The following is an 18,946-nucleotide window of genomic DNA, read 5'->3' as shown; positions in this document are numbered from 1 at the left end:
CGCCGGGGCGCCCCGACCGCGGGCGCGGCCCACCGGTCCTCCGGCCGGCTCAGTCCTCCGGCCCGTACCACAGCGTGGTCATATTGCAGAACTCCCGTATGCCGTGCCCGGAGAGCTCCCGGCCGTAGCCGGAGCGCTTGGCCCCGCCGAAGGGAAGTCCCGGGTGGGAGGCGGTCATACCGTTGAAGAAGACGCCGCCCGCCTGCAAGTCCCTTGCCAGCCTCTCCTGTTCACGGGGGTCACGGGTCCAGGCGTTGGAACTCAGGCCGAACGGCACGTCGTTGGCGAGCGACACCGCCTCCTCCAGATCGGCGACGCGGTAGAGCGTGGCGACCGGGCCGAACGCCTCCTCGCGGTGGATGCGCATGGTGGGGGTGATACCGGCGAGCACGGTCGGCTCGTAGAACCATCCGGTGCGGTGCTCGGGCGGCCGGCGGCCGCCGCACAGCGCCCTCGCTCCCTGGTGGACCGCGTCGTCGACCAGCTCCTCCAGGTCGGAGCGGCCCTGCTCGCTGGAGAGCGGCCCGACCTCGGTGTTCTCGTCCATCGGATCGCCGACGGTCAGCGCCGCCATGCGGTCGGTGAACCGCTCGGCGAAGGCGTCGTAGACCTCGTCGTGCACGATGAACCGCTTGGCCGCGATACAGGACTGCCCGTTGTTCTGCACCCGCGCGGTCACCCCGACGCGGACGGCCTTGTCGAGGTCGGCGGAGGGCAGTACGACGAACGGGTCACTGCCGCCGAGTTCGAGGACGGTCTTCTTGACCTCGTCACCCGCGATCGAGGCGACCGAGCGGCCGGCGGGCTCGCTGCCGGTCAGCGTCGCCGCCGCGACCCGCGGATCGCGCAGTACGTCCTCGACGGCGCCGGATCCGATCAGCAGGGTCTGGAAACAGCCCTCCGGGTAGCCGGCGCGGCGGAACAGCTCCTCGATGTACAGCGCGGTCTGCGGGACGTTCGAGGCGTGCTTGAGCAGTCCGGTGTTGCCCGCCATCAGCGCCGGCGCGGCGAACCGTACGACCTGCCAGAGCGGGAAGTTCCAGGGCATCACCGCGAGGACGGTGCCCAGCGGGCGGTAGCGGACCACCGCGCGCACCGCGCCGGAATCACGCACGTCGGCCGGGTCGGGATCCTCGTCGGCCAGCAGCCGCTCGGCGTTGTGGGCGTACCACCGCATGGTCTTGGCGCACTTCGCGGCCTCCGCGCGGGCCTGGACCAGCGGTTTGCCCATCTCGGTGGTCATGGTGCGGGCGATGCCGTCCTGGTCCGCGTCGAGCAGTTCGGCGGCCTTGAGCAGCAGCTCCGCCCGGCGCGCGAAGCTCGTGGCGCGATGCTCCTGGAATGCCTGTTCCGCCCTGACCAGGTGGTCTTCGATCTCGCCCGCGTTGAGCGCGTCAAAGGTCTTCAGGGTCTCGCCGGTGGCCGGGTTGACCGTGGCGATCGCCATGTTCAGCACCTCCTAGGAGAGCGGTGAGGGGGCCGGAGAGGGGTCCGGTACGGGGTCCGGTCCGGGCGGACGGGGGATCGGCTCCGGCTCCGGCGGTATCGGTTCAGGTGGCGCAGGCGGAACCGGCGGGCCTGGCAGGGGCTCCGGAACGGGGCTCGGCGACGGCCCTCCCGGGTCCGGCGGCGTTGGCTGCGGATCGCGGTCGAGCGTGCGCTCACCGCGAGTCGGTGGCTGCGTATGCGAGTGCCGCTGCACGGCGGGCCTCCAAACGACGGCTGGTGGCACATATGCCCCCGTACCCGAGTTTGGCTTGTGTATGGCCTCAACGCGATCCCGCTGCGCTTGGGGGTGCTTCCCACGTTGTCGGCTGTCCCGCCGTGGGGGTTTCTCTGGGTTCGCCTGCGGCGGGCGGTGCCGCTGCGCGGGGCTGTTCGGCTGCCGGTGACGGGAGGGGACAGACCGTAGGACGGAGTCCGTAGGGCTGTCACCGCACCCGACAAACAACCGCCCGCCGCTGGGGGTACCTCCCACGCCCTTTAGGCAGTGGGGGAGCAACGGCGAGAAACCACCACGGCGCCGCAGCCGAGCTACTACAGAAAGTGACAGGCCACCCGATGCCCGGCCGAATCCGGTTCGGCCGGGGGCGGCTCCGTGGTCGCGCAGACGGCCTTCGCGAGGGGGCAGCGCGTACGGAACCGGCAGCCGGAGGGCGGCGCGGCGGCCGAGGGGATCTCGCCGGCGAGCGGAGTCTCGTCGGCGAGTAGCAGGGAGCGGGTATACGGATGCAGCGGACGGGTGAAGACCCGCTCCGCGGGACCCGTCTCGACGAGTTTGCCGAGGTACATCACGCCGACCGAGTCCGCGAGGTGCCGCACCACCGCCAGGTCGTGCGAGATGAACAGGTAGCTCAGGCCCTTCTCGCGCTGCAGCTCCCGCATGAGCTGGAGGATCTGCGCCTGGACGGAGACGTCGAGCGCGGAGACCGGCTCGTCGGCGACCACCAGCGAGGGGGCCAGGGCGAGGGCACGGGCCAGGCCGAGGCGCTGGCGCTGGCCGCCGGAGAACTCGTGCGGATAGCGGTCCACCGCGCCGCGCGGCAGCCCGACGTCGTCCAGCAGCCCGGCGATCCGCCGCCGCTGCTCCGCGCGGTCGCCGATGCGCTGGATGACCAGCGGTTCGCGCAGTACGGCGCCCACCCGCATCCGCGGGTCCATGGAGGTGGAGGAGTCCTGGAACATCAGCTGGACATCGCGCCGGTGGGCGCGCAGCTCCCGCTTGGTGAGGCCGGAGAGGTCGCGGCCGGCGAAGTGGACCGCGCCGCCGCTGGGCGCCTCCAGGCCGACGGCCATCCGGCCGAGGGTGGACTTTCCGCAGCCGGACTCCCCCACGATGCCGAAGGTCTCACCGCGCCGGACGGTGAGCGAGACGCCGGCCACCGCGCTGACCTCGGCGGCCTGCCGCGTGCCCGGTCCGCGGCGGGCGAAGGGGCCGCCGTGCAGCGGGTAGCTCTTGCTGACGTCGGCGAGCCGCAGCAGGGGTTCCGCCGTACGCACCGGGGGCGCGGCCGGTGCGCGGAGGGTGGCCGTGGCCGGAGGGCGGGCGGGCGCCTCGGCGGCCGGGCCGGTGTCGGGGGCCGGTGCGGCGGGGTGGAAGCAGGCGAAGGCGTGGGCGGTGGCGGCGGGCGCGGTGGTGTGCAGGTCGTCGGTGAGTTCCGGCTCGGCGGCGCGGCACAGGTCGGTGGCGTGTGCGCAGCGGGGGGCGAAGCGGCAGCCGGTGGGGCGGGTGAGCAGGGACGGCGGCCGGCCGGGTATACCGGCCGGCGGCCGGGCGGCGGCGAGGGCGCGTTCGGGGAGCGCGGCGAGGAGGGCCTGGGTGTAGCGGTGCCGCGGGGTGGCGAACAGCGGCCGTACCGGGGCGCGTTCGGCGATCCGGCCGCCGTACATCACCGCGACCCGGTCGACCCGGCGGGCGACCACTCCCAGGTCGTGGGTGACCAGGATCATCGCCATGCCGAGGCGGGCGCGCAGCTCGTCGACGAGTTCGAGGATCTGGTGCTGGGTGGTGACGTCGAGGGCGGTGGTCGGCTCGTCGGCGATCAGCAGCCGGGGTTCGCAGACCAGTGCCATGGCGATCGCGACGCGCTGCCGCATCCCGCCGCTGAGCTGGTGCGGATAGCTCTTCAGCCGCTCGGCGGGCCGCGGCATCCCGACCAGCCACAGCATCTCCTCGGCCTTCGCCCAGGCCGCGGCCCGGCTCAGCCTCCGGTGCAGCAGCAGCGGTTCGGCGACCTGAGCGCCGATGGTGAGGGTGGGGTTGAGCGAGGTCATCGGGTCCTGGAAGACCATGCCGACGGTGTTGCCGCGGAGGTCCCGCAGGACGGGTTCGGGGGCGGCGGCGAGGTCGGTGCCGTCGAGCAGGATCCGCCCGCCGGTGATCCGGCCGCCGGGCGGCAGCAGGCCGAGGACGGACAGCGCGGTCATGGTCTTGCCGCAGCCGGATTCGCCGACGATGCCGAGCGATTCGCCGGGCGCGAGGTCGAGGTCGACACCGTCGAGGGCGTGCACGGTGCGGCCGCGGCCGGCGATCTCGACGCGCAGGTCCTCGATCCGCAGGAGCGGCTCGGTCATGGTGCGGTCCTTCCTTCTGACGGCACGTCAACTCTCCTTCAGGCGTACGTCGAAGGCGTCGCGCAGACCGTCCCCGATGAAGTTGAAGGCGGCGACGACCAGCACGATCGCGATGCCCGGCGGGAAGATCAGCCACCAGTAGCCGACCTGGGTGTAGGTGATGCCGGCGGAGAGCAGCGAGCCCCAGTCGGCGGCGGGCGGTGGAATGGACAGGCCGAGGAAGGAGAGGTAGGCGACGTAGAGGAGGGCGTCGGCCACCTGGAAGGTGGCGTTGACGATGACGGTGCCGACGGCGTTGGGGAGGATGTGCCGGAAGACGGCCCGGCCTCCGCCGCCGCCCATCAGCCGCATGGCGTGGACATAGTCGCGGCCGCGCAGCGCCAGCGCCTCGCCGCGGATGAGGCGGGCCGGGGAGAGCCAGGCGACGGCGGCGATGATCACGATGAGGACGGGCTTGCTGGGGGTGACGATCGCCGCGACCACGACGAGCAGGAAGAGCGCCGGAATGGCGAGCGCGGCGTCGGTGATCCGCATCATCGCGGCGTCCACCCAGCCGCCGCAGTAGCCGGCGACCGCGCCGTAGACCGTGCCGAAGAGGGTGGCCAGCAACCCTGCCGCCAGGCCGACTTCGAGGGAGGTGCGGCCGCCGTACATCAGCCGGCCGAGCAGGTCGTAGCCCAGGTCGGTGGTGCCCAGCGGGTGTCCGGCGCCGGGGGCGCGGTTGGCCTGGGAGAGGTCGGTGTGGATCTGGTCGGTGGGGTGGATCAGCGGCCCGAGGAAGCAGAAGGCGAGCAGGGCGAGGAGGATCAGGGCACCGGTGAGGGCGAGCCTGTTGCGGGCGAAGACGCCGAGCGTGCGGCGGGCGAGGCCGGGGGTGGCCAGGTCGGCGTCCGACCGGGCGTCGAGGGCGGTCATCGTCATGGCACGCTCCTGATGCGCGGGTCGAGGACGGCGTAGGCGATATCGGCGAGCAGCGAGCCGAGGACGGTGGCGACACCGACGACGAGGGTGACGCCGAGCAGTACGGGGAAGTCCGAGCTCTGGGCGGCGCTCCAGAACAGCAGCCCCATTCCCGGGTAGTTGAACATCGACTCGACGACGAGGGTGCCGCTGAAGAGGGTGGGGAGGTATAGGCCGAGCAGGGTGGCCAGCGGGATGAGCGCGTTGCGCAGCACGTGCCGGGCCATGATGCGGGCGCCGGACTGGCCCTTGGCGCGTGCGGTGCGTACGTACTCCTCGGCGAGGTTGTCCAGGACGGCGGAGCGCATATAGCGGCTGAAGGCCGCGATGATGCCCAGCGCGGTGGTCACGACGGGGAGCACCAGGGCCGGTGCGTCGGCCAGGACGCCGCCGACGGTGTCGGCCTGCGGCGCCTCGGCGGGCAGCAGTTGCAGCTGCTGGCTGAAGACGAGGATGAGCACCAGGCCGAGGAAGAACACGGGGGTGGCGTAGGCGAGGAAGGCCGCGCCGGTCAGGACGTAGTCGGCGGCCCTACCGCGCCGTACGGCCTGCAGGATGCCGAGGGGGACGGCGAGGACGGCGGCCAGGGCGAGCGAGAGCCCCGCCAGCAGGGCGGTCTTGGGGAGCCGCTCGCCCAGCAGCGAGGCGACGCTCTGGTTGAGCTTGTAGGACTCGCCGAGGTCGCCGCTGAGCAGCCGGCCGAGGTAGCTCACATACTGCTCGGGCAGCGAACGGTCGTACCCCTGCTGGTGGTTGAAGTGCGCGACGGCCTCCGGGGTGGCCTGCACACCGAGGATGGCGCGGGCCGGTCCGCCGGGCAGCAGATGCAGCAGGACGAAGACGATGACCGAGACCAGCAGCAGTACGACCAGTGCCTGCCCGAGGCGCTTGATGAGGAAGGCGGTCATCCGGCGGCACCGCCCTTCCTCACGAAGTACCAGTTCTGCGGTGCGAGGGAGAGCGTCGGGTTCTGGTCGACCCCTCGTAGGTCGTTGCGGATGGCGGAGACCTGGTAGGCGGGGTTGGGGGTCCACAGGACCGGGAGCCGACGGGCCACCGTGCGGCCGTAGTCGCGCATCGCGGCCCGATCGGCGGAGTACTCGGTGGCCCGGATCAGCCGGTCGGTCTCCGCGTCGGACCAACTGCCCATGTTCGAGGGCGCGTGGGAAGCGAAGATCTTCTCTCCGCTGGGGTCGGGCGGGAAGTACCAGCTGCCCTGGGTGCCGAAGAAGCCGAGCTGCCACTGCGCGCAGAGCGGTTCGTCGGCCGTGCAGGGGACGGTGGTGCCCAGGACGGTGTTCAGCGGCTGCTGCCGGATGTCGAGGGCGATACCCGCCTTGCCGAACTCGGACTTGACGGCCTGCATGGTGTTGGAGGTCTCGGTCGAGCCGGACTGGGAGAGCAGCGAGAGCCGCAGCTCCCGGCCGCGCGCGACGCCCGCGCCGCAGGCGTGCGCGCCCCGTCCCGGCCGTACGCAGCGCAGCGTGCCGTCCCTGGCCGCCCAGCCGTGACCGGCCAGCAGCGCCTTCGCCCGCTGTGGGTCGTACGGATAGGGGTCGCGCTCCAGGAGGCCGGCGGGGACCGGGCCGAGGGTGGGCGCGGCGCTGCCGTGCCAGATCACCCGGGAGATCGACCGCTGGTCGATGAGGTGCTGGAGCGCCTGGCGCAGGTATGACTGGCGCAGCAGCGGCCCGGCCGTGGGGTGGTGGAAGTTGAGGACGATATAGGTGATCGACCAGCCCTCCCACGGGTCGATGCGATAGCCCATCTCCTTGAACCGCGCCGACTGCGCCATGACGGACGGCGGAAGGTAGCCGTAGTCGACGCCGCCGGCGCGCAGCACGTTGAATTCGGAGTCCGCGGTGGTGAAGGGCTTGAGGACCACCCGGTCGAGATGCGGCCGGTCCGGTCCGCGGTAGTTCGCGTTGGGGACCAGCGAGACCTGCCCGGCGGTGGTCCACTTCTCGATCCGCCAGGGCCCGTCGACCGTCTTCCACAGCGGATCGGTGGCGAACCGGGAGAACTGCCTGGCGTGTCGCATCAGCCGGGCGAAGGCCCGCTTCGGCTCCTCGTGGCGGGGGTTCCAGGCGTGTACGGGAAGGGCGACGAAGTCCTGGAGTTCATTGGCGGTGAACCACGCCGGGTTGTAGGCGCGATCCAGCCGGAGCCGGAAGGTGCGGTCGTCGACGAGCTCGAACGCCCTGACGTCGTCCGGCATGAGCTGGGGCGAATATCCGGCCCATTCCTGCTTGTTGTGCTGGATCAGATCGAACCAGAACTCCACATCGCGGGTGGTGACGGGTGCCCCGTCGGACCAGCGGTAGCCCTTCTTCAGGGTGATGGTGACGGTCTTGTTCCCGTCGCTGTAGCGGGGCGTCTGCGCGAGGCTGCGCGGTGAGTCCAGGGTCAGTGCGTCGCCCTTCGGTTCGGGCAGGTACAGCCGCAGGAAGAGCAGGTCCTGGATGGCGCTGTTGTACGAGGCCAGATAGCCGGGCGCACCGATGGGGAAGATCCAGTTGGGGGTGGAGGCGGGCGGCAGGGCCATGGTGGCGGTCCCTCCCTTGACGGGCGTGCCCCCGGTGGCGCCCATATCGGTGACAACGTTGCCAGCCGGCCCGCAGCCGACGAGCGCAAGGGCGACCAGCAGGACAACGGCCACAACCCGCCCCACGGGCCCGCGAATTCGGGTGCTGCGCAGACCCATGCTGCCTCCGAGGTGGTCGGCCGGTCGAAGAGTGCGAGCAAAGTACGGAGGGCCGCGAAAAGAAGTCAAGACCTTGGCGAAAGCCCACCAACCGCGCTCTACTGTCACCGAGTTGACCTCCCACCTTCCTACGACGACCAAACGAACTCGCCCCAGCCCCTCCCCTTTCTCCTCCCCTCCCTCCCGGCGAAAGGCGCCCGATGACCGCCTCCGACGAGCCGCCCGGCTCCGCCGCGCACGTCCTCGAACTCGTCGCGAACGGCTCCGCCGCCTCCCGCGCGGACCTCGTACGCGAGCTGGGGCTCGCCGCGTCCACCGTCTCCACCCGCGTCCAGGAACTCGTCGAGGCCGGGCTGCTGACCGAATCCGGCGAGGGCGCCTCGCGCGGCGGCCGCCGTCCGCGGCTGCTGCGGATCGCCGACCGGGGCGCGGTCGCCCTCGCCGCCGACCTGGGCAGCCGGCACATCCGTACCGGCGCGGTCGGTCTGACCGGCGACTGCTTCGACACCGACGACCACCCCTTCGATCTGACCGCGGGGCCCGAACCCGCCCTGGAAGCGCTCGCCGAGCGGCTGGATCTGCTCGCCGAGCGGCAGCGCGCGGCCGGCCGTACGGTCCGGGGCGTCGGGGTCGGCTTCCCCGGCCCGGTCGACGCGGACGGCGCGCGGATCATCGCACCGTCCCGGATGCCCGGCTGGCATCTGTTCCCGCTGCGCGACCGGCTGGCGGACCGCCTCGGCCTGCCGGTGCTGCTCGACAACGACGCCAACATGATGGCGCTCGGCGAACACCGCGCCGCCCACCCGGCACGGCGCCATCTGGTCGTGGTCAAGGCGGGCCGCGGTATCGGCTCCGGTGTCATCAGCGACGGCCGGCTGCACCGCGGGGCCCGGGGATCGGCCGGCGACATCAGCCATGTCCGGGTGGACGATTCCGCCCATCTGCCATGCTCCTGCGGCAACATCGGCTGCCTGGAGACGGTGGCGAGCGGTGCCGCGATCGCCGCGGCGCTGCGCGGCAAGGGCCTCGCCGTCGACTCCGCGGCCGAGATCCTGCGCCTGGTCGAGAACGGCGAACCGCATGCCACCACCCTCGTACGGCAGGCCGGCCGCGACATCGGCGCGGTGCTCGCCGTCGTCGTGAACTTCTTCAACCCCGAGGCGGTGGTCCTCGGCGGTGCGCTGGCCGGCGCGCAGCCGCTGGTCGCGGCCGTACGCGGGACGCTCTACGAGCGCTGTCTGCCGATGGCCACCAGCGAACTCACCATCGACGCCGCCGCCTGCGGCCCCGACGCGGGGCTGCTGGGCGCGGGGCAGTCCGTACTGCGCCGCACGGCCTCCCTCACCTAGGGCCTGTCCGATGGGTCAGGGCCGGGCTCGCGACGCCTGGCACGGCCCTGACCCATCGGACAGGCCCTAGCCCGCCGTCCCCCAGAAACCCGCCCGCACGCCCCTCCGACGGAAAGCGAGGCACCGTGCCCTCACCCACCGGCCCTCGTCCCGGCTCGCGGCACCGACTGCGCATCGGCATCGGCGGCATGGCCATCGAATCCAGCCAGTTCTGCCCGCATCGCTCGACGTACGACGACTTCCGCGTCACCCGGGAGGGCGCGCTGCTCGACCGCTACACCTGGACCCGTCCGGACGACGAACTGGCCGAGCTGGTCGAGTGGGTGCCACTGGTGCACGCCGTCGCGGTGCCCGGCGGCCCGGTGGAGCGCGCCACGTACGACCGCATCAAGGGCGAACTGGTCGACCGGATCCGGGCGTCGGGACCGCTCGACGGCCTGGTCTACGACATCCACGGGGCGATGAGCGTGGTCGGGCTCGACGACGCGGAGGCCGACCTCACCGACGCGGTACGCGCCGCCACCGGCCCCGGCACCCTCATCTCGGCCGCCATGGATCTGCACGGCAATGTCTCGCGCCGCTTCGCCGAGCGCCTCGATCTGCTCACCGCGCACCGTATGGCGCCGCACGAGGACGCCTGGGACACCCGGGAGCGGGCCGCCCGCAAGCTCGTCGGACGGCTGGCCGCCGGGAAGGGGCGCCCGTACCGCGCCTGGGTGCAGATCCCCGTCCTCCTCCCCGGCGAGAAGACCAGCACCCGTCTCGAACCGGCCAGGTCCCTCTACGGGCAACTGGCCTCGGTCGAGGCGCTCGACGGGGTCGTCGACGCGGCGATCTGGGTGGGGTACGCCTGGGCCGACGAGGAGCGCTGTCGAGCCGCGGTGGTGGTCACCGCGGACGATCCCCGGCTCGCCACCGCCCAGGCCGAGTCGCTGGCCCGCCAATTCTGGTCCGTACGCCGCGACTTCACGTTCGTCGGACCGACCGGCGACGCCGACGCCTGCATCGCCCGCGCCGTCGCCTCCCCCGCCCGCCCCTTCGTCATCAGCGACTCCGGCGACAACCCCACCGCGGGCGGCGCGGGCGACCTCGCCTATATGCTCGGCCGGCTCCTGGCCCACGAGGAGTTGGCGAGCGGCCGGGTCACCGCCCTCCACCCCGGCATCACCGACCCGAAGGCCGTCGCCGTCTGCTTCGACGCGGGGGTGGGCGCCGAGGTCACGATCGGCGTGGGCGGCCGGTTCAGCGCGGGCACCGGCCCGCACGCGGAACCGTACGAGCTGACCGGTACGGTCACCGCCCTCGACGACCCGCCCGGTCCGGACTCCGGCACACCGCGCGGCAATCCGGCCTACGACGGCGGCGGCCGGTCCGCGGCCGTCACCCGCGGCGGGGTGACGGTGGTCCTGACCGAACGCCGCAAACCGTTCCACACCCGGGCCGACTTCGGCCCCCTGGACCCGCTCGCCTACGACCTGCTGGTCGTCAAGATCGGCTACCTGGAACCCGAACTCCACGCCATGGCCGCCGATTGGCTGCTCGCCCTCACCCCCGGCGGCGTCGACCAGGACCTTCTCCGCCTGGGCCACCACAAGGTACGACGCCCGCTCTACCCCTTCGACGACACAGGCTTCGAGGAACCGGAGCTGGCTGCGTCACTGCTCTGACGCTAGGCGCTTGGGCTGCTTCCCACGTTTCGCTGCGCTTGGCCTGCTTCCCACGTTGTCGGCTGCGGCGCCGTGTGTGCTTCTCGCCGTTTCGCCTGCGGCGGGCGTTTGTGTGTCGGGTGCGGTGACAGCCCTACGGACTCCGTCCTACGGTCTGTCCCCTCCCGTGGGTGGGTGGGAAGACGGTCCGGTGGGGGCGGGCCGAATCCGTCCACTGCCTGCGCATACGGGATGACGTTCACCCCCACGGTTTTTCCCACCCTCAACGGGAGGGGGCGGGCCGGAGGGGTAGGGGTTCCGGACGTAAAGCGAAGCAGTCCGGAACCCCTGCCCCGGAGGACCGTCACCGGCAGCCGAACAGCCCCGCGCAGCGGACCCCGCCCGCCGCAGGCGAACCCAGAGAAACCCCCACGGCGGGAAAGCCGAAAACGTGGGCACAACCAATCGCTACGGCCGCGGGTCCCGCGCGTCATACCGTGCGAACGCGCGTCGGCCCAGCCCCAGTGCCGTGACCGCCAGGACGCATGCCAGGCCGCCGCCGATGACCGCGGTGGCCGGGGAGGTCAGGTCGGCGGTCGAGCCGGCGAGGAAGTCGCCCAGGCGGGGGCCGCCCGCGACGACGACGATGAAGACGCCTTGGAGGCGGCCGCGCATCTCGTCCGGGGTCGCGGCCTGGAGCATGGTGCTGCGGAAGACCATCGAGATGGTGTCCGCGCAGCCGGCCACCGCCAGGAAGAACAGCCCGAGCCACAGGTGCCGGGAGAGCCCGAAGCAGGCGATGGCGGCGCCCCAGGCGGCCACCGAGATCAGGATGGCCAGGCCGTGCCGGCGGATCCCGCCGAGCCAGCCGGAGAACAGCCCGCCCAGTACGGCGCCCACCGCGGGCGCGGCGACCAGCAGGCCGACGGTCTTGGCGTCCCCGCCGAACCAGAGCACCGCGACCGCGGGGAACAGGGCACGCGGCTGGGCGAGCACCATGGCCGCCATGTCGGCGAAGAACGTCATCCGCAGGTTCGGGCGGGTGGCGAGAAAGCGCAGTCCGTCCAGTACGGAGGCCCGGCGCCGCGGGCCGTCCCCGTGGTCGGGCAGCATCGACGGCAGCCGCCACATCGCGTACAGCGCCCCGGTGAAGGCCACCGCGTCGATCAGGTACGCCGCCTGGTAGCCCCACAGGCCGACGATGACACCGCCCAGCATCGGTCCGCCCATCAGACCGAGGTTGCTGGTCAGGGAGTTGAGGGCGTTGGCGGCGGGCAGCTGCTCGGTGGGCAGCAGCCGCGGGATCATCGAGGTGCGGGCCGGGGAGTTCATCGCGAAGCAGACGGCCTGGAGGGCGACCACGGTGTAGAGCAGCCACACCCGGTGGTAGCCGGCCAGCGCCGCGGTGGCCAGCGTGATGGACATCGCGGTCGCGCCCGCGGCGCTGTAGAGGCCCAGTTTGCGGCGGTCGACGGTGTCGGCGACGGCGCCGCCGTACAGCCCGAAGACGACCAGCGGGACCAGCGAGCACAGGCCGACCAGGCCGACCGAGAAGGTGGAGCCGGTGATGGCGTAGACCTGCAGCGAGACCGCGAGGGCGGTCATCTGCTGGCCCATCCAGGAGATGGTGTTGCCGCACCACAGGCGACGGTAGTCCGGGGAGGTGCGCAGCGGGGTCAGATCGGCGAATACGCGGGAGCGCAGGGGGGGTTCGCCCTTGTCGGGGCCGGTGTCGTCGTTGGTAGATGTAAGGGCCACGCGGCGCAGTAAAGCACGCGGCGGCGGAACGACCGACGGCAGGGCGGGAATGGGCGCGCGCGGCCGGTGCCCCTTACGGGGCGGTAGGCGGGAGGCCGTACACCCTGCGTGCGTTGTCGGCGGCGATCATGGCGCCCACGCGTCGGGCGTCTTCCGGGGACCACGCCCCGGCGGCCGTCCACTCCCCCAGCACGCCCGACAGCGCCGTCCGGAAGAGCGCGCTGCCGACGACGTACAGCTCGGGGAGGCCGTAGGCGTCGGTGGAGAAGAGCAGTTTGCCGAAGGGGGCGAGCTCCAGGAACTCGGCGAGTACGGCGGTGGCCCTCGGGCCGGTGTGGGTGAGGGTCAGTCCGACGTCGGCGTAGACGTGCGGGAAGACGCTCGCCAGGTAGGCGGCCTGGCGGTGGTAGGGGTAGCAGTGCAGCAGCACCAGGTCCGTGCCGGTGTCGGCGGTGGCCCGGACCAGGTCGGTCAGCAGGGCCGGGTCGGCGTGGTCGAGCCGCAGGTCGGGGTCGCCGAAGCCGGTGTGGAGCTGGAGGGGGCGGCCGGTGGCGACGGCCAGCCAGATCAGGTGGCGGAGCAGCACCGGGTCGGTGAGGCGGGGTGCGCCGGCGGCGAGCCAGGAGCGGGCGGCGGCGCGTACGGCGTCGGGGGCCGGTGGCCCGGGATCGAGGGCCAGCCCATGGCGGTAGGCGGCGACGCTCTTGAAGGCGACGGCGGTGCGGGCGGCCGCCTGGACCGCGCCGGCGAGGACGTCGGTGAACTCCTCGGTGTCGTGCGCGGCGGCCGCGACCCGTTCGGCCAGCGCCTCCAGGCGGACGACCGGGTGCCCGGTGGCGCCGCCCGCCTCGGCCGTCTCGGCCGGGCCGGTCAGGTCGCCCGGCAGGCCGGTGTCCAGGAGGTAGGCGCCGATTCCGGTGGCGCGCAGCAGGCGGCGCCGGGTCTCGTCGGGGCCCAGCTCGCGGCGGCGGGCGAGGTAGCTCTCGGGTGGGCAGTGCGCGGGCAGGTCGAGCAGCGGCGGGCACCAGCGGCGCACGGCGAAGCCGGCCTGGGTGTCGAAGAAGGTGGTGCCCGCCGCGGGCGGCCGGTCCGATTCGGTGAGGTAACCGGCGAACGCCCGGGGGTCCGGTTCGTGCCGGAGCACGCCGTGGCAGTGGTGGTCCACCAGCGGCGGCAGGCCGTCGTCGAAGCGGGGGCCGGGCCCCGGGGCGTCCGCGGGCATCACCAGCGCCAGCGGGTGGCGGCGGCGATCTCCTCGGGCTCGCTCTCGGCGAAGTGCTCCTCCTCGGCCCGCCGGACCGCGAGCACCGCGCCGTGCAGCACCTTGCCCATCGCCTCGTGGAGCGGCGCCGACTTCTCCAGCCGGTCGGCGGCCTCGGTCAGTGTGGCGGGCAGCCGTACGATGCCGCGCCGGGCGCGCTCGCGGACGCCGAGCGTGCCCGGGTCCCCGGTCTGCGGCGCTGGCATCCCGGTCCGGGACGTGATGCCGTGCAGTCCGGCGGCGAGCACCGCCCCGACGGCGAGGTAGGGGTTGGCCGCCGCGTCGAACGTCTTGACCTCGGCGTGGCCGCCGTCCGGGTCGTCGGGGGCGCCGGTGATCAGGCGCAGCGCCGCCTCGCGGTTCTCCACGCCCCAGCACTGGTAGACGCCGGCCCAGCGGGAGGGCTGGAGTCGCAGATAGCTGGCCGGTGACGGGCAGCCGATGGCGAGCAGGGCGGGCAGGGCCTGGAGGACGCCGCCGAGGAAGGCCACCGCGTCCGGTGCCAGGCCCCATGCGGCGTCGGGGTCGCGATGCAGGCTCCGGCCGTCGCGGTACAGGCCGAGGTGGAGGTGGCAGCCGTTGCCGACCTGCCCGGCGACGACCGAGGGGGCGAAGGAGGCCCGCAGCCCGTGGCGGGCGGAGACCGCGCGGATGGTCTCGCGGACCAGCACCACGTCGTCGGCGGCGCGTACCGGGTCGGCCGGGGCGGTGGTGACCTCGAACTGGCCCGGCGCGTACTCGGGGTGGAGCTGGAGCACGTCGATGCCCTGGAGGGTCAGCGCCTCGGTGACATCGCGGAGGTAGTCGGAGAGTTCGACGAGCCGGGTCATGCCGTAGGCGGGGCCCGCGCAGGGGTAGTCGAGCACTTCGTCGACGCCGGCGGCCGCCGGGCCGTGCTTGTCGGGGGCGCGGGTGACCACCCACTCGGTTTCGAAGCCCATCCGCACGTCGAGGCCGGCCTCGGTGGCCTGTTCGGCCATCCGCCGGGCGAACAGCCGCTGGCAGGCGGGGTGCGGCGCACCGAGCTGGTCGTAGCGGTCGACCGGTGCCCAGGCCCAGCCGGGCTGGGCGGCGAGGGTGGTGACGCGGTCCAGGTCGGGGAAGAGCCGCAGGTCCCCGTCGGGCCCGCCGAGGTGGTCGGATTCGGTGATGGCGTCGTCGGAGGTGAAGACGTCGAAGACGGGCGACATTCCGACGCCGCGCTCGGCGGCATCCGCCAGCCGCGCCACCGGAATGGTCTTGACGCGGGCGATGCCCGCGTTGTCCACCCAGGTCAACGCCACGTTGCGGACGGCTTCCGCCTCCAGCCGCGCCGCCACCCGGCGGGCTTCCTCGCGCTGTTCCGCGGCCCGCGTTGCCATAATGCCGTCCTCACTCGACCGTGCCGATGCCTCGGCGCCCGTTCCCCCGCTGCTCGCCCGGCTGGCTCGACGCCATCCCGGTCAGGGGCAGTTGAACTCGCACCATACGCACTTTCCGCCACCGCGCGGCTCCACACCCCAGACATCCGCCAGCCGGTCGACGAGGAGCAGGCCCCGGCCGGAGACTCCGGCCTCGCCCGGTTCGCGGCGGCGCGGCAGGCTGCTGGAGTGGTCCTCGACCTCCAGCCGCAGGCACCGCTCGACGCTGTGCGGCATCCGGATGTTGACCACGGCCTCGCCGTCGGTGTGCAGCAGCGCGTTGGTGATCAGTTCGTCGGCGACCAGCTCGATCTCCTCCGAGCGGTCGGCCGCGCCCCAGGCGCGTACCGCGGCCCGGATCATGTGCCGGGCGGCGGAGAGTCCTTCGGGGTCGGCGGGGGCGATGTGCTGGCGGAAGCGTCCGACGGTGTCGTGCTCGGGTGCTCCGAGCCGCCTCAGCAGCAGCAGCGCCATATCGTCCTCGCCGGTCCGGGTGCCGGCCGAGTCGCAGAGCCGGTCGGCGAGTTGCTGGACGTCCTGGGGGCCGTCGCGGACCTCTCGGGCCAGTTCCCGCATGCCCTCGTCGAGGTCGGTGCCGGGCTGTTCGACGATGCCGTCGGTGCACAGCAGCAGGGTGTCGCCGGGGGCGAGCTGGACGGTGGTGACGGGGTAGTCGAGCCGCCGGAACTCGGAGGAGATGCCCAGTGGCAGCCCGCCGGCCACCGGCAGCCGGCGGCAGATGCCCTCGGCGTGCCGCAGCAGCGGGTCGATATGGCCGGCCCGCACGATCCGGGCCGCGCCGGTGCTCAGGTCGGCGTCGACGTAGGTGCAGGTGGCGAAGCGGTCGGTGTCCAGCTCGTTGAGGAAGGCGGAGGCGCGGCCCATGACGGTGGCGGGCGAGTGCCCCTCGGCGGCGTAGGCGCGCAGGACGATCCGCAGCTGTCCCATCAGCGCCGCCGCCTGGGTGTCATGGCCCTGGACGTCGCCGATCACGGCCCCGACCCGGCCGTTGGGCAGCGGTATCACGTCGTACCAGTCGCCGCCTATGTGCCGGCCCATACGGGCGGAGCGGTAGCGGACCGCGACCTGGGCGCCGGGGATACCGGGTATCCGGCGCGGCAGCATGGCCTGCTGGAGGCCGGCGGCGATCTCGTGCTCCTGGTCGTAGAGCATGGCCCGCGCCAGGCTCTGCGCGATGCTGCTGCCGAGCGCCACCAGGACGTTGCGCTCCTGGTCGCGGAAGTCGCTCTCGCGCTCGAAGAACAGGCCGATCACACCGATCGGGCGGCCCTGGGCGATCAGCGGCAGATACGCGGCGGAGTTGACGTTCAGCGGCTCGATGGCGGGCCACAGCCGGGGGTAGCCGTATTTGAACTCGTCGCGGCTGTGCACGTAGCGGGGGGTGAGCGTGCGCACCACCTCGCTCATCGGGAACTCGTCGCCGACCCGCGTGTACTCAAGATCGGGAACGTAGCTGCCCGCCTTGCCTTCGGAGACCAGCCGGATGCGTCCTGCCTCGACCAGCCCGAGGATGACGTTCTCGGCGCCCAGCCGGCTCAGGCCCTGTTCGCCGGCGAGCACGGCGATCACTTCGCCGACGGTTCTGGCGTGGGCGAGGGCGGCGGTGGTGCGCTCGACGACGCTGGTGTGCCGGCGGCGCTCCTCATCGACCGCGAGCCGCTCGGCCGCGTGGGTGTATTCGTGGCTGGCGTCGCGGACCACTCCGATGATCCGGCGGGGCCGGCCGGTGGCGTCGCGGCGGATGCTGCCCTGGGCGTGGGTCCAGCGCAGCCGCCCGTCGCGCAGCCGCACCCGGAAGTAGGCGCCGTAGGAGTCGCTGCCGTCCTTCAGGGCCCTGGCGACCAGGGCGTCGAGCCGGGCGGACTCATGGGCCGGGACGCGGGAGCCGAGGCTCTCGGGGCGGTCGTCGTATTCGGACGGGCGCAGGTCGAAGACGTCGAGGGCGGGCGGGTCCATGTGCATCAGCCCGCTGTCGAGGTCCCAGTCGAAGCCGCCCATGCCGTTGAGGGCAAGTGTCAGGTCCGGGTGGGCCGGCCAGTCGTCCGGTACCGACACGGTGGGCTGCTTCACTGCCCGGTCAGCCATGCCGTCACTTTGCCACATTCACCCGGATTGCGGAGGGTCCAACCGGGGTCACCGACGGCGCAGGGGAGGTCACCGACCGCATCCGGCGGGCGAGGGGGCGGCGTATCCCGGGGCGGCCCGGCCGTGCGGGCGGATTGTCGGTGGGCACTCCTACGCTGGAGGTCGCAACGGCAGGAGGGGCCGGGAGCGGCTCCTCCGCGAGCGAAGGGACACGACCATGAGCACCGTCCGAGGCCACCGCATCGAGATCGACCAGGGCACCGACCACGTCCGGGTCAGGGTCGGCGGGCAGCTGCTGGCCGACAGCCGCCGCCCGCTGCTGCTCTCCGAGACCGGCTGTCCGGTGCGCTACTACCTCCCACCGGAGGACGTGCGCACCGATCTTCTGACCCCGTCCGACACCCACACCGTCTGCCCGTTCAAGGGCACCGCCTCCTACTGGTCACTTCCCGGTGGCCCGCAGGACATCGCCTGGGCCTACCCTGAGCCGCATCCCGAGGTCGCGCAGATCAAGGACCATCTCTGCTTCTTCGAGGTCGAGTTGGGGTGAGCCGGCTGCGGCCGCGTCCAGCGGGTCTGCGTCGGGCCGGACGGTAGGAAAGTTTCCTAACGATTAAGCCCAGCATCCCTTGACGCGTACATGGTCGAACGTCAGGATTTCCGGGAACGGCTCCCCCACGCCGACCCAGGAGACGGATATGACCTCCCCCCGCGCCGAGAAGCCCGTACAGCCGCCGCAGCGGCGCAAGACCCCGACCGGCGGCCGCCGATGGGGCATCCCCGCCGCCGCGGGCGCGGCGCTCGCGCTCGTCGGCGGGGTGGCCCTGTGGTCGAACGCCGGGCGCGCCGATGCCGCGCCCGACCGGGCGGCGGGCGCGCACGCCGCCGGGTTCACCGCCGTCGCGGCCGGCGATATCGCCGAGCGGTGCACGGCGAGCGACAGCGACTGCGAACACCCCAAGACCGCGGCGCTGGTCAAGCAGATCGACCCGGCGTTCGTGCTGACCATGGGCGACAACCAGTACGACGACGCCCGGCTCAAGGACTTCAAGCGCTACTACGACACGAGCTGGGGCGCCTTCAAGAGCAAGACCCACCCCGCCCCCGGAAACCACGAGACGTACGACCCCGAGGGCGAACTGGCCGGCTACCAGTCCTACTTCGGCTCGGTCGCCTACCCCAAGGGCAAGAGCTACTACAGCTTCGACCAGGACAACTGGCACTTCATCGCGCTCGACTCCAACAGCCTGGACGGAGCGCAGACCGACTGGCTCAAGGCGGACCTCGCCGCCAACTCCAAGAAGTGCGTGGCCGCTTACTGGCACCACCCGCTCTTTTCCTCCGGCGAGCACGGCAACGACCCGGTCAGCCGCCCGGTCTGGAAGCTGCTCCAGGATGCCAAGGCCGAGCTGGTCCTCAACGGCCACGATCACCACTACGAGCGCTTCGCACCGCAGGACGCAAACGGCAAGGCCGACGAGAACGGAATCGTCGAGCTCCTCGCCGGGATGGGCGGAGCCAACCCGTACAAGATCGAGGAGGTCCAGCCGAACAGCGAGAAGCGGCTCACCGACACCTTCGGCGTGGTGAAGCTGAACTTCACCGACACCGGCTTCTCCTGGGAGCTGGTGGGCACGGACGGGAAGACGAAGGACCGCAGCCCCGCCTACCAGTGCCACTGACCGGCC

At 72.5% G+C, this 18,946-nt stretch carries 13 protein-coding genes; 4 read left to right on the top strand and 9 right to left on the bottom strand.

The genetic code is table 11. From position 1 onward, the window contains the following. Positions 1-49: 49 nt before the first annotated feature. The 5 genes from ACZ4NB_RS14530 to ACZ4NB_RS14510 all read right to left on the bottom strand — a co-directional run bounded on the left by ACZ4NB_RS14530 (position 50) and on the right by ACZ4NB_RS14510 (position 7,693). The gene (locus ACZ4NB_RS14530) at positions 50-1,447 is read right to left on the bottom strand and encodes an NADP-dependent succinic semialdehyde dehydrogenase (protein WP_467661369.1); all 1,398 of its coding nucleotides are present in this window, start codon (positions 1,445-1,447) and stop codon (positions 50-52) included. Positions 1,448-2,037: 590 nt separating this feature from the next. Beyond that, positions 2,038-4,074, bottom strand: a complete 2,037-nt coding sequence (locus ACZ4NB_RS14525; RefSeq protein ID WP_467661367.1) for an ABC transporter ATP-binding protein — start codon at positions 4,072-4,074, stop codon at positions 2,038-2,040. 27 nt (positions 4,075-4,101) lie between these two features. Continuing rightward, a complete protein-coding gene (locus ACZ4NB_RS14520) occupies positions 4,102-4,995 on the bottom strand; it encodes an ABC transporter permease (protein ID WP_467661365.1) in 894 nt (297 codons plus the stop codon). Further along, on the bottom strand, positions 4,992-5,942 hold the full coding sequence (locus ACZ4NB_RS14515) for an ABC transporter permease (protein WP_467661363.1): 951 nt from the start codon (positions 5,940-5,942) through the stop codon (positions 4,992-4,994). Before ACZ4NB_RS14515 ends, ACZ4NB_RS14520 begins: the two co-directional genes overlap by 4 nt. Further along, complete coding sequence (locus ACZ4NB_RS14510; RefSeq protein ID WP_467661361.1) at positions 5,939-7,693, bottom strand: peptide ABC transporter substrate-binding protein; 1,755 nt, start codon at positions 7,691-7,693, stop codon at positions 5,939-5,941. The genes ACZ4NB_RS14515 and ACZ4NB_RS14510 overlap by 4 nt, the downstream gene beginning before the upstream one ends. A gap of 245 nt (positions 7,694-7,938) precedes the next feature. Between ACZ4NB_RS14510 and ACZ4NB_RS14505 the strand changes: the two genes are divergently transcribed. Both ACZ4NB_RS14505 and ACZ4NB_RS14500 read left to right on the top strand, forming a co-directional pair. Then, entirely contained in the window at positions 7,939-9,087 is a 1,149-nt protein-coding gene (locus ACZ4NB_RS14505) for an ROK family protein (protein ID WP_467661360.1), read from the top strand. A 125-nt stretch (positions 9,088-9,212) separates the two neighbouring features. After that, positions 9,213-10,754, top strand: coding sequence for a M81 family metallopeptidase (locus ACZ4NB_RS14500; protein ID WP_467661358.1), 1,542 nt, complete (start codon positions 9,213-9,215; stop codon positions 10,752-10,754). Between the two features lie 447 nt (positions 10,755-11,201). Here the strand turns inward: ACZ4NB_RS14500 and ACZ4NB_RS14495 are convergent, their stop codons facing one another. The 4 genes from ACZ4NB_RS14495 to ACZ4NB_RS14480 all read right to left on the bottom strand — a co-directional run bounded on the left by ACZ4NB_RS14495 (position 11,202) and on the right by ACZ4NB_RS14480 (position 17,258). Next, positions 11,202-12,491 (bottom strand): MFS transporter, encoded by a 1,290-nt coding sequence (locus tag ACZ4NB_RS14495; RefSeq protein ID WP_467661357.1) that lies wholly within the window; start codon positions 12,489-12,491, stop codon positions 11,202-11,204. Between the two features lie 73 nt (positions 12,492-12,564). Beyond that, positions 12,565-13,713, bottom strand: coding sequence for an amidohydrolase family protein (locus ACZ4NB_RS14490; protein WP_467661355.1), 1,149 nt, complete (start codon positions 13,711-13,713; stop codon positions 12,565-12,567). Next, positions 13,713-15,113 carry a glutamine synthetase family protein gene (locus ACZ4NB_RS14485; protein WP_467661354.1) on the bottom strand — a complete coding sequence of 467 codons (1,401 nt, stop codon included), beginning with the start codon at positions 15,111-15,113 and terminating at the stop codon, positions 13,713-13,715. Before ACZ4NB_RS14485 ends, ACZ4NB_RS14490 begins: the two co-directional genes overlap by 1 nt. 81 nt (positions 15,114-15,194) lie before the next feature. Further along, the gene (locus tag ACZ4NB_RS14480; protein ID WP_467661352.1) at positions 15,195-17,258 is read right to left on the bottom strand and encodes a SpoIIE family protein phosphatase; all 2,064 of its coding nucleotides are present in this window, start codon (positions 17,256-17,258) and stop codon (positions 15,195-15,197) included. 217 nt (positions 17,259-17,475) lie between these two features. On the opposite strand from ACZ4NB_RS14480, the gene ACZ4NB_RS14475 reads away from it, so the two are divergent. Next, positions 17,476-17,808: a DUF427 domain-containing protein gene (locus ACZ4NB_RS14475; protein WP_467661351.1), complete on the top strand. Its 333-nt coding sequence runs from the start codon at positions 17,476-17,478 to the stop codon at positions 17,806-17,808. A gap of 148 nt (positions 17,809-17,956) precedes the next feature. Then, positions 17,957-18,940: a metallophosphoesterase family protein gene (locus ACZ4NB_RS14470; RefSeq protein ID WP_467661350.1), complete on the top strand. Its 984-nt coding sequence runs from the start codon at positions 17,957-17,959 to the stop codon at positions 18,938-18,940. Positions 18,941-18,946: the final 6 nt, after the last annotated feature.

Source organism: Streptomyces sp. NPDC026575 (assembly GCF_055567415.1).
This window is presented reverse-complemented; position numbering and strand designations above follow the sequence as displayed.

Excerpts from the sequence above, each read along its gene's own strand:
- ACZ4NB_RS14485 (WP_467661354.1), bottom strand. The coding sequence starts at position 15,113 with ATGGCAACGCGGGCCGCGGAACAGCGCGAGGAAGCCCGCCGGGTGGCG.
- ACZ4NB_RS14480 (WP_467661352.1), bottom strand. The coding sequence starts at position 17,258 with ATGGCTGACCGGGCAGTGAAGCAGCCCACCGTGTCGGTACCGGACGAC.
- ACZ4NB_RS14475 (WP_467661351.1), top strand. The coding sequence starts at position 17,476 with ATGAGCACCGTCCGAGGCCACCGCATCGAGATCGACCAGGGCACCGAC.
- ACZ4NB_RS14505 (WP_467661360.1), top strand. The coding sequence starts at position 7,939 with ATGACCGCCTCCGACGAGCCGCCCGGCTCCGCCGCGCACGTCCTCGAA.
- ACZ4NB_RS14490 (WP_467661355.1), bottom strand. The coding sequence starts at position 13,713 with ATGCCCGCGGACGCCCCGGGGCCCGGCCCCCGCTTCGACGACGGCCTG.
- ACZ4NB_RS14525 (WP_467661367.1), bottom strand. The coding sequence starts at position 4,074 with ATGACCGAGCCGCTCCTGCGGATCGAGGACCTGCGCGTCGAGATCGCC.
- ACZ4NB_RS14470 (WP_467661350.1), top strand. The coding sequence starts at position 17,957 with ATGACCTCCCCCCGCGCCGAGAAGCCCGTACAGCCGCCGCAGCGGCGC.
- ACZ4NB_RS14515 (WP_467661363.1), bottom strand. The coding sequence starts at position 5,942 with ATGACCGCCTTCCTCATCAAGCGCCTCGGGCAGGCACTGGTCGTACTG.
- ACZ4NB_RS14530 (WP_467661369.1), bottom strand. The coding sequence starts at position 1,447 with ATGGCGATCGCCACGGTCAACCCGGCCACCGGCGAGACCCTGAAGACC.
- ACZ4NB_RS14520 (WP_467661365.1), bottom strand. The coding sequence starts at position 4,995 with ATGACGATGACCGCCCTCGACGCCCGGTCGGACGCCGACCTGGCCACC.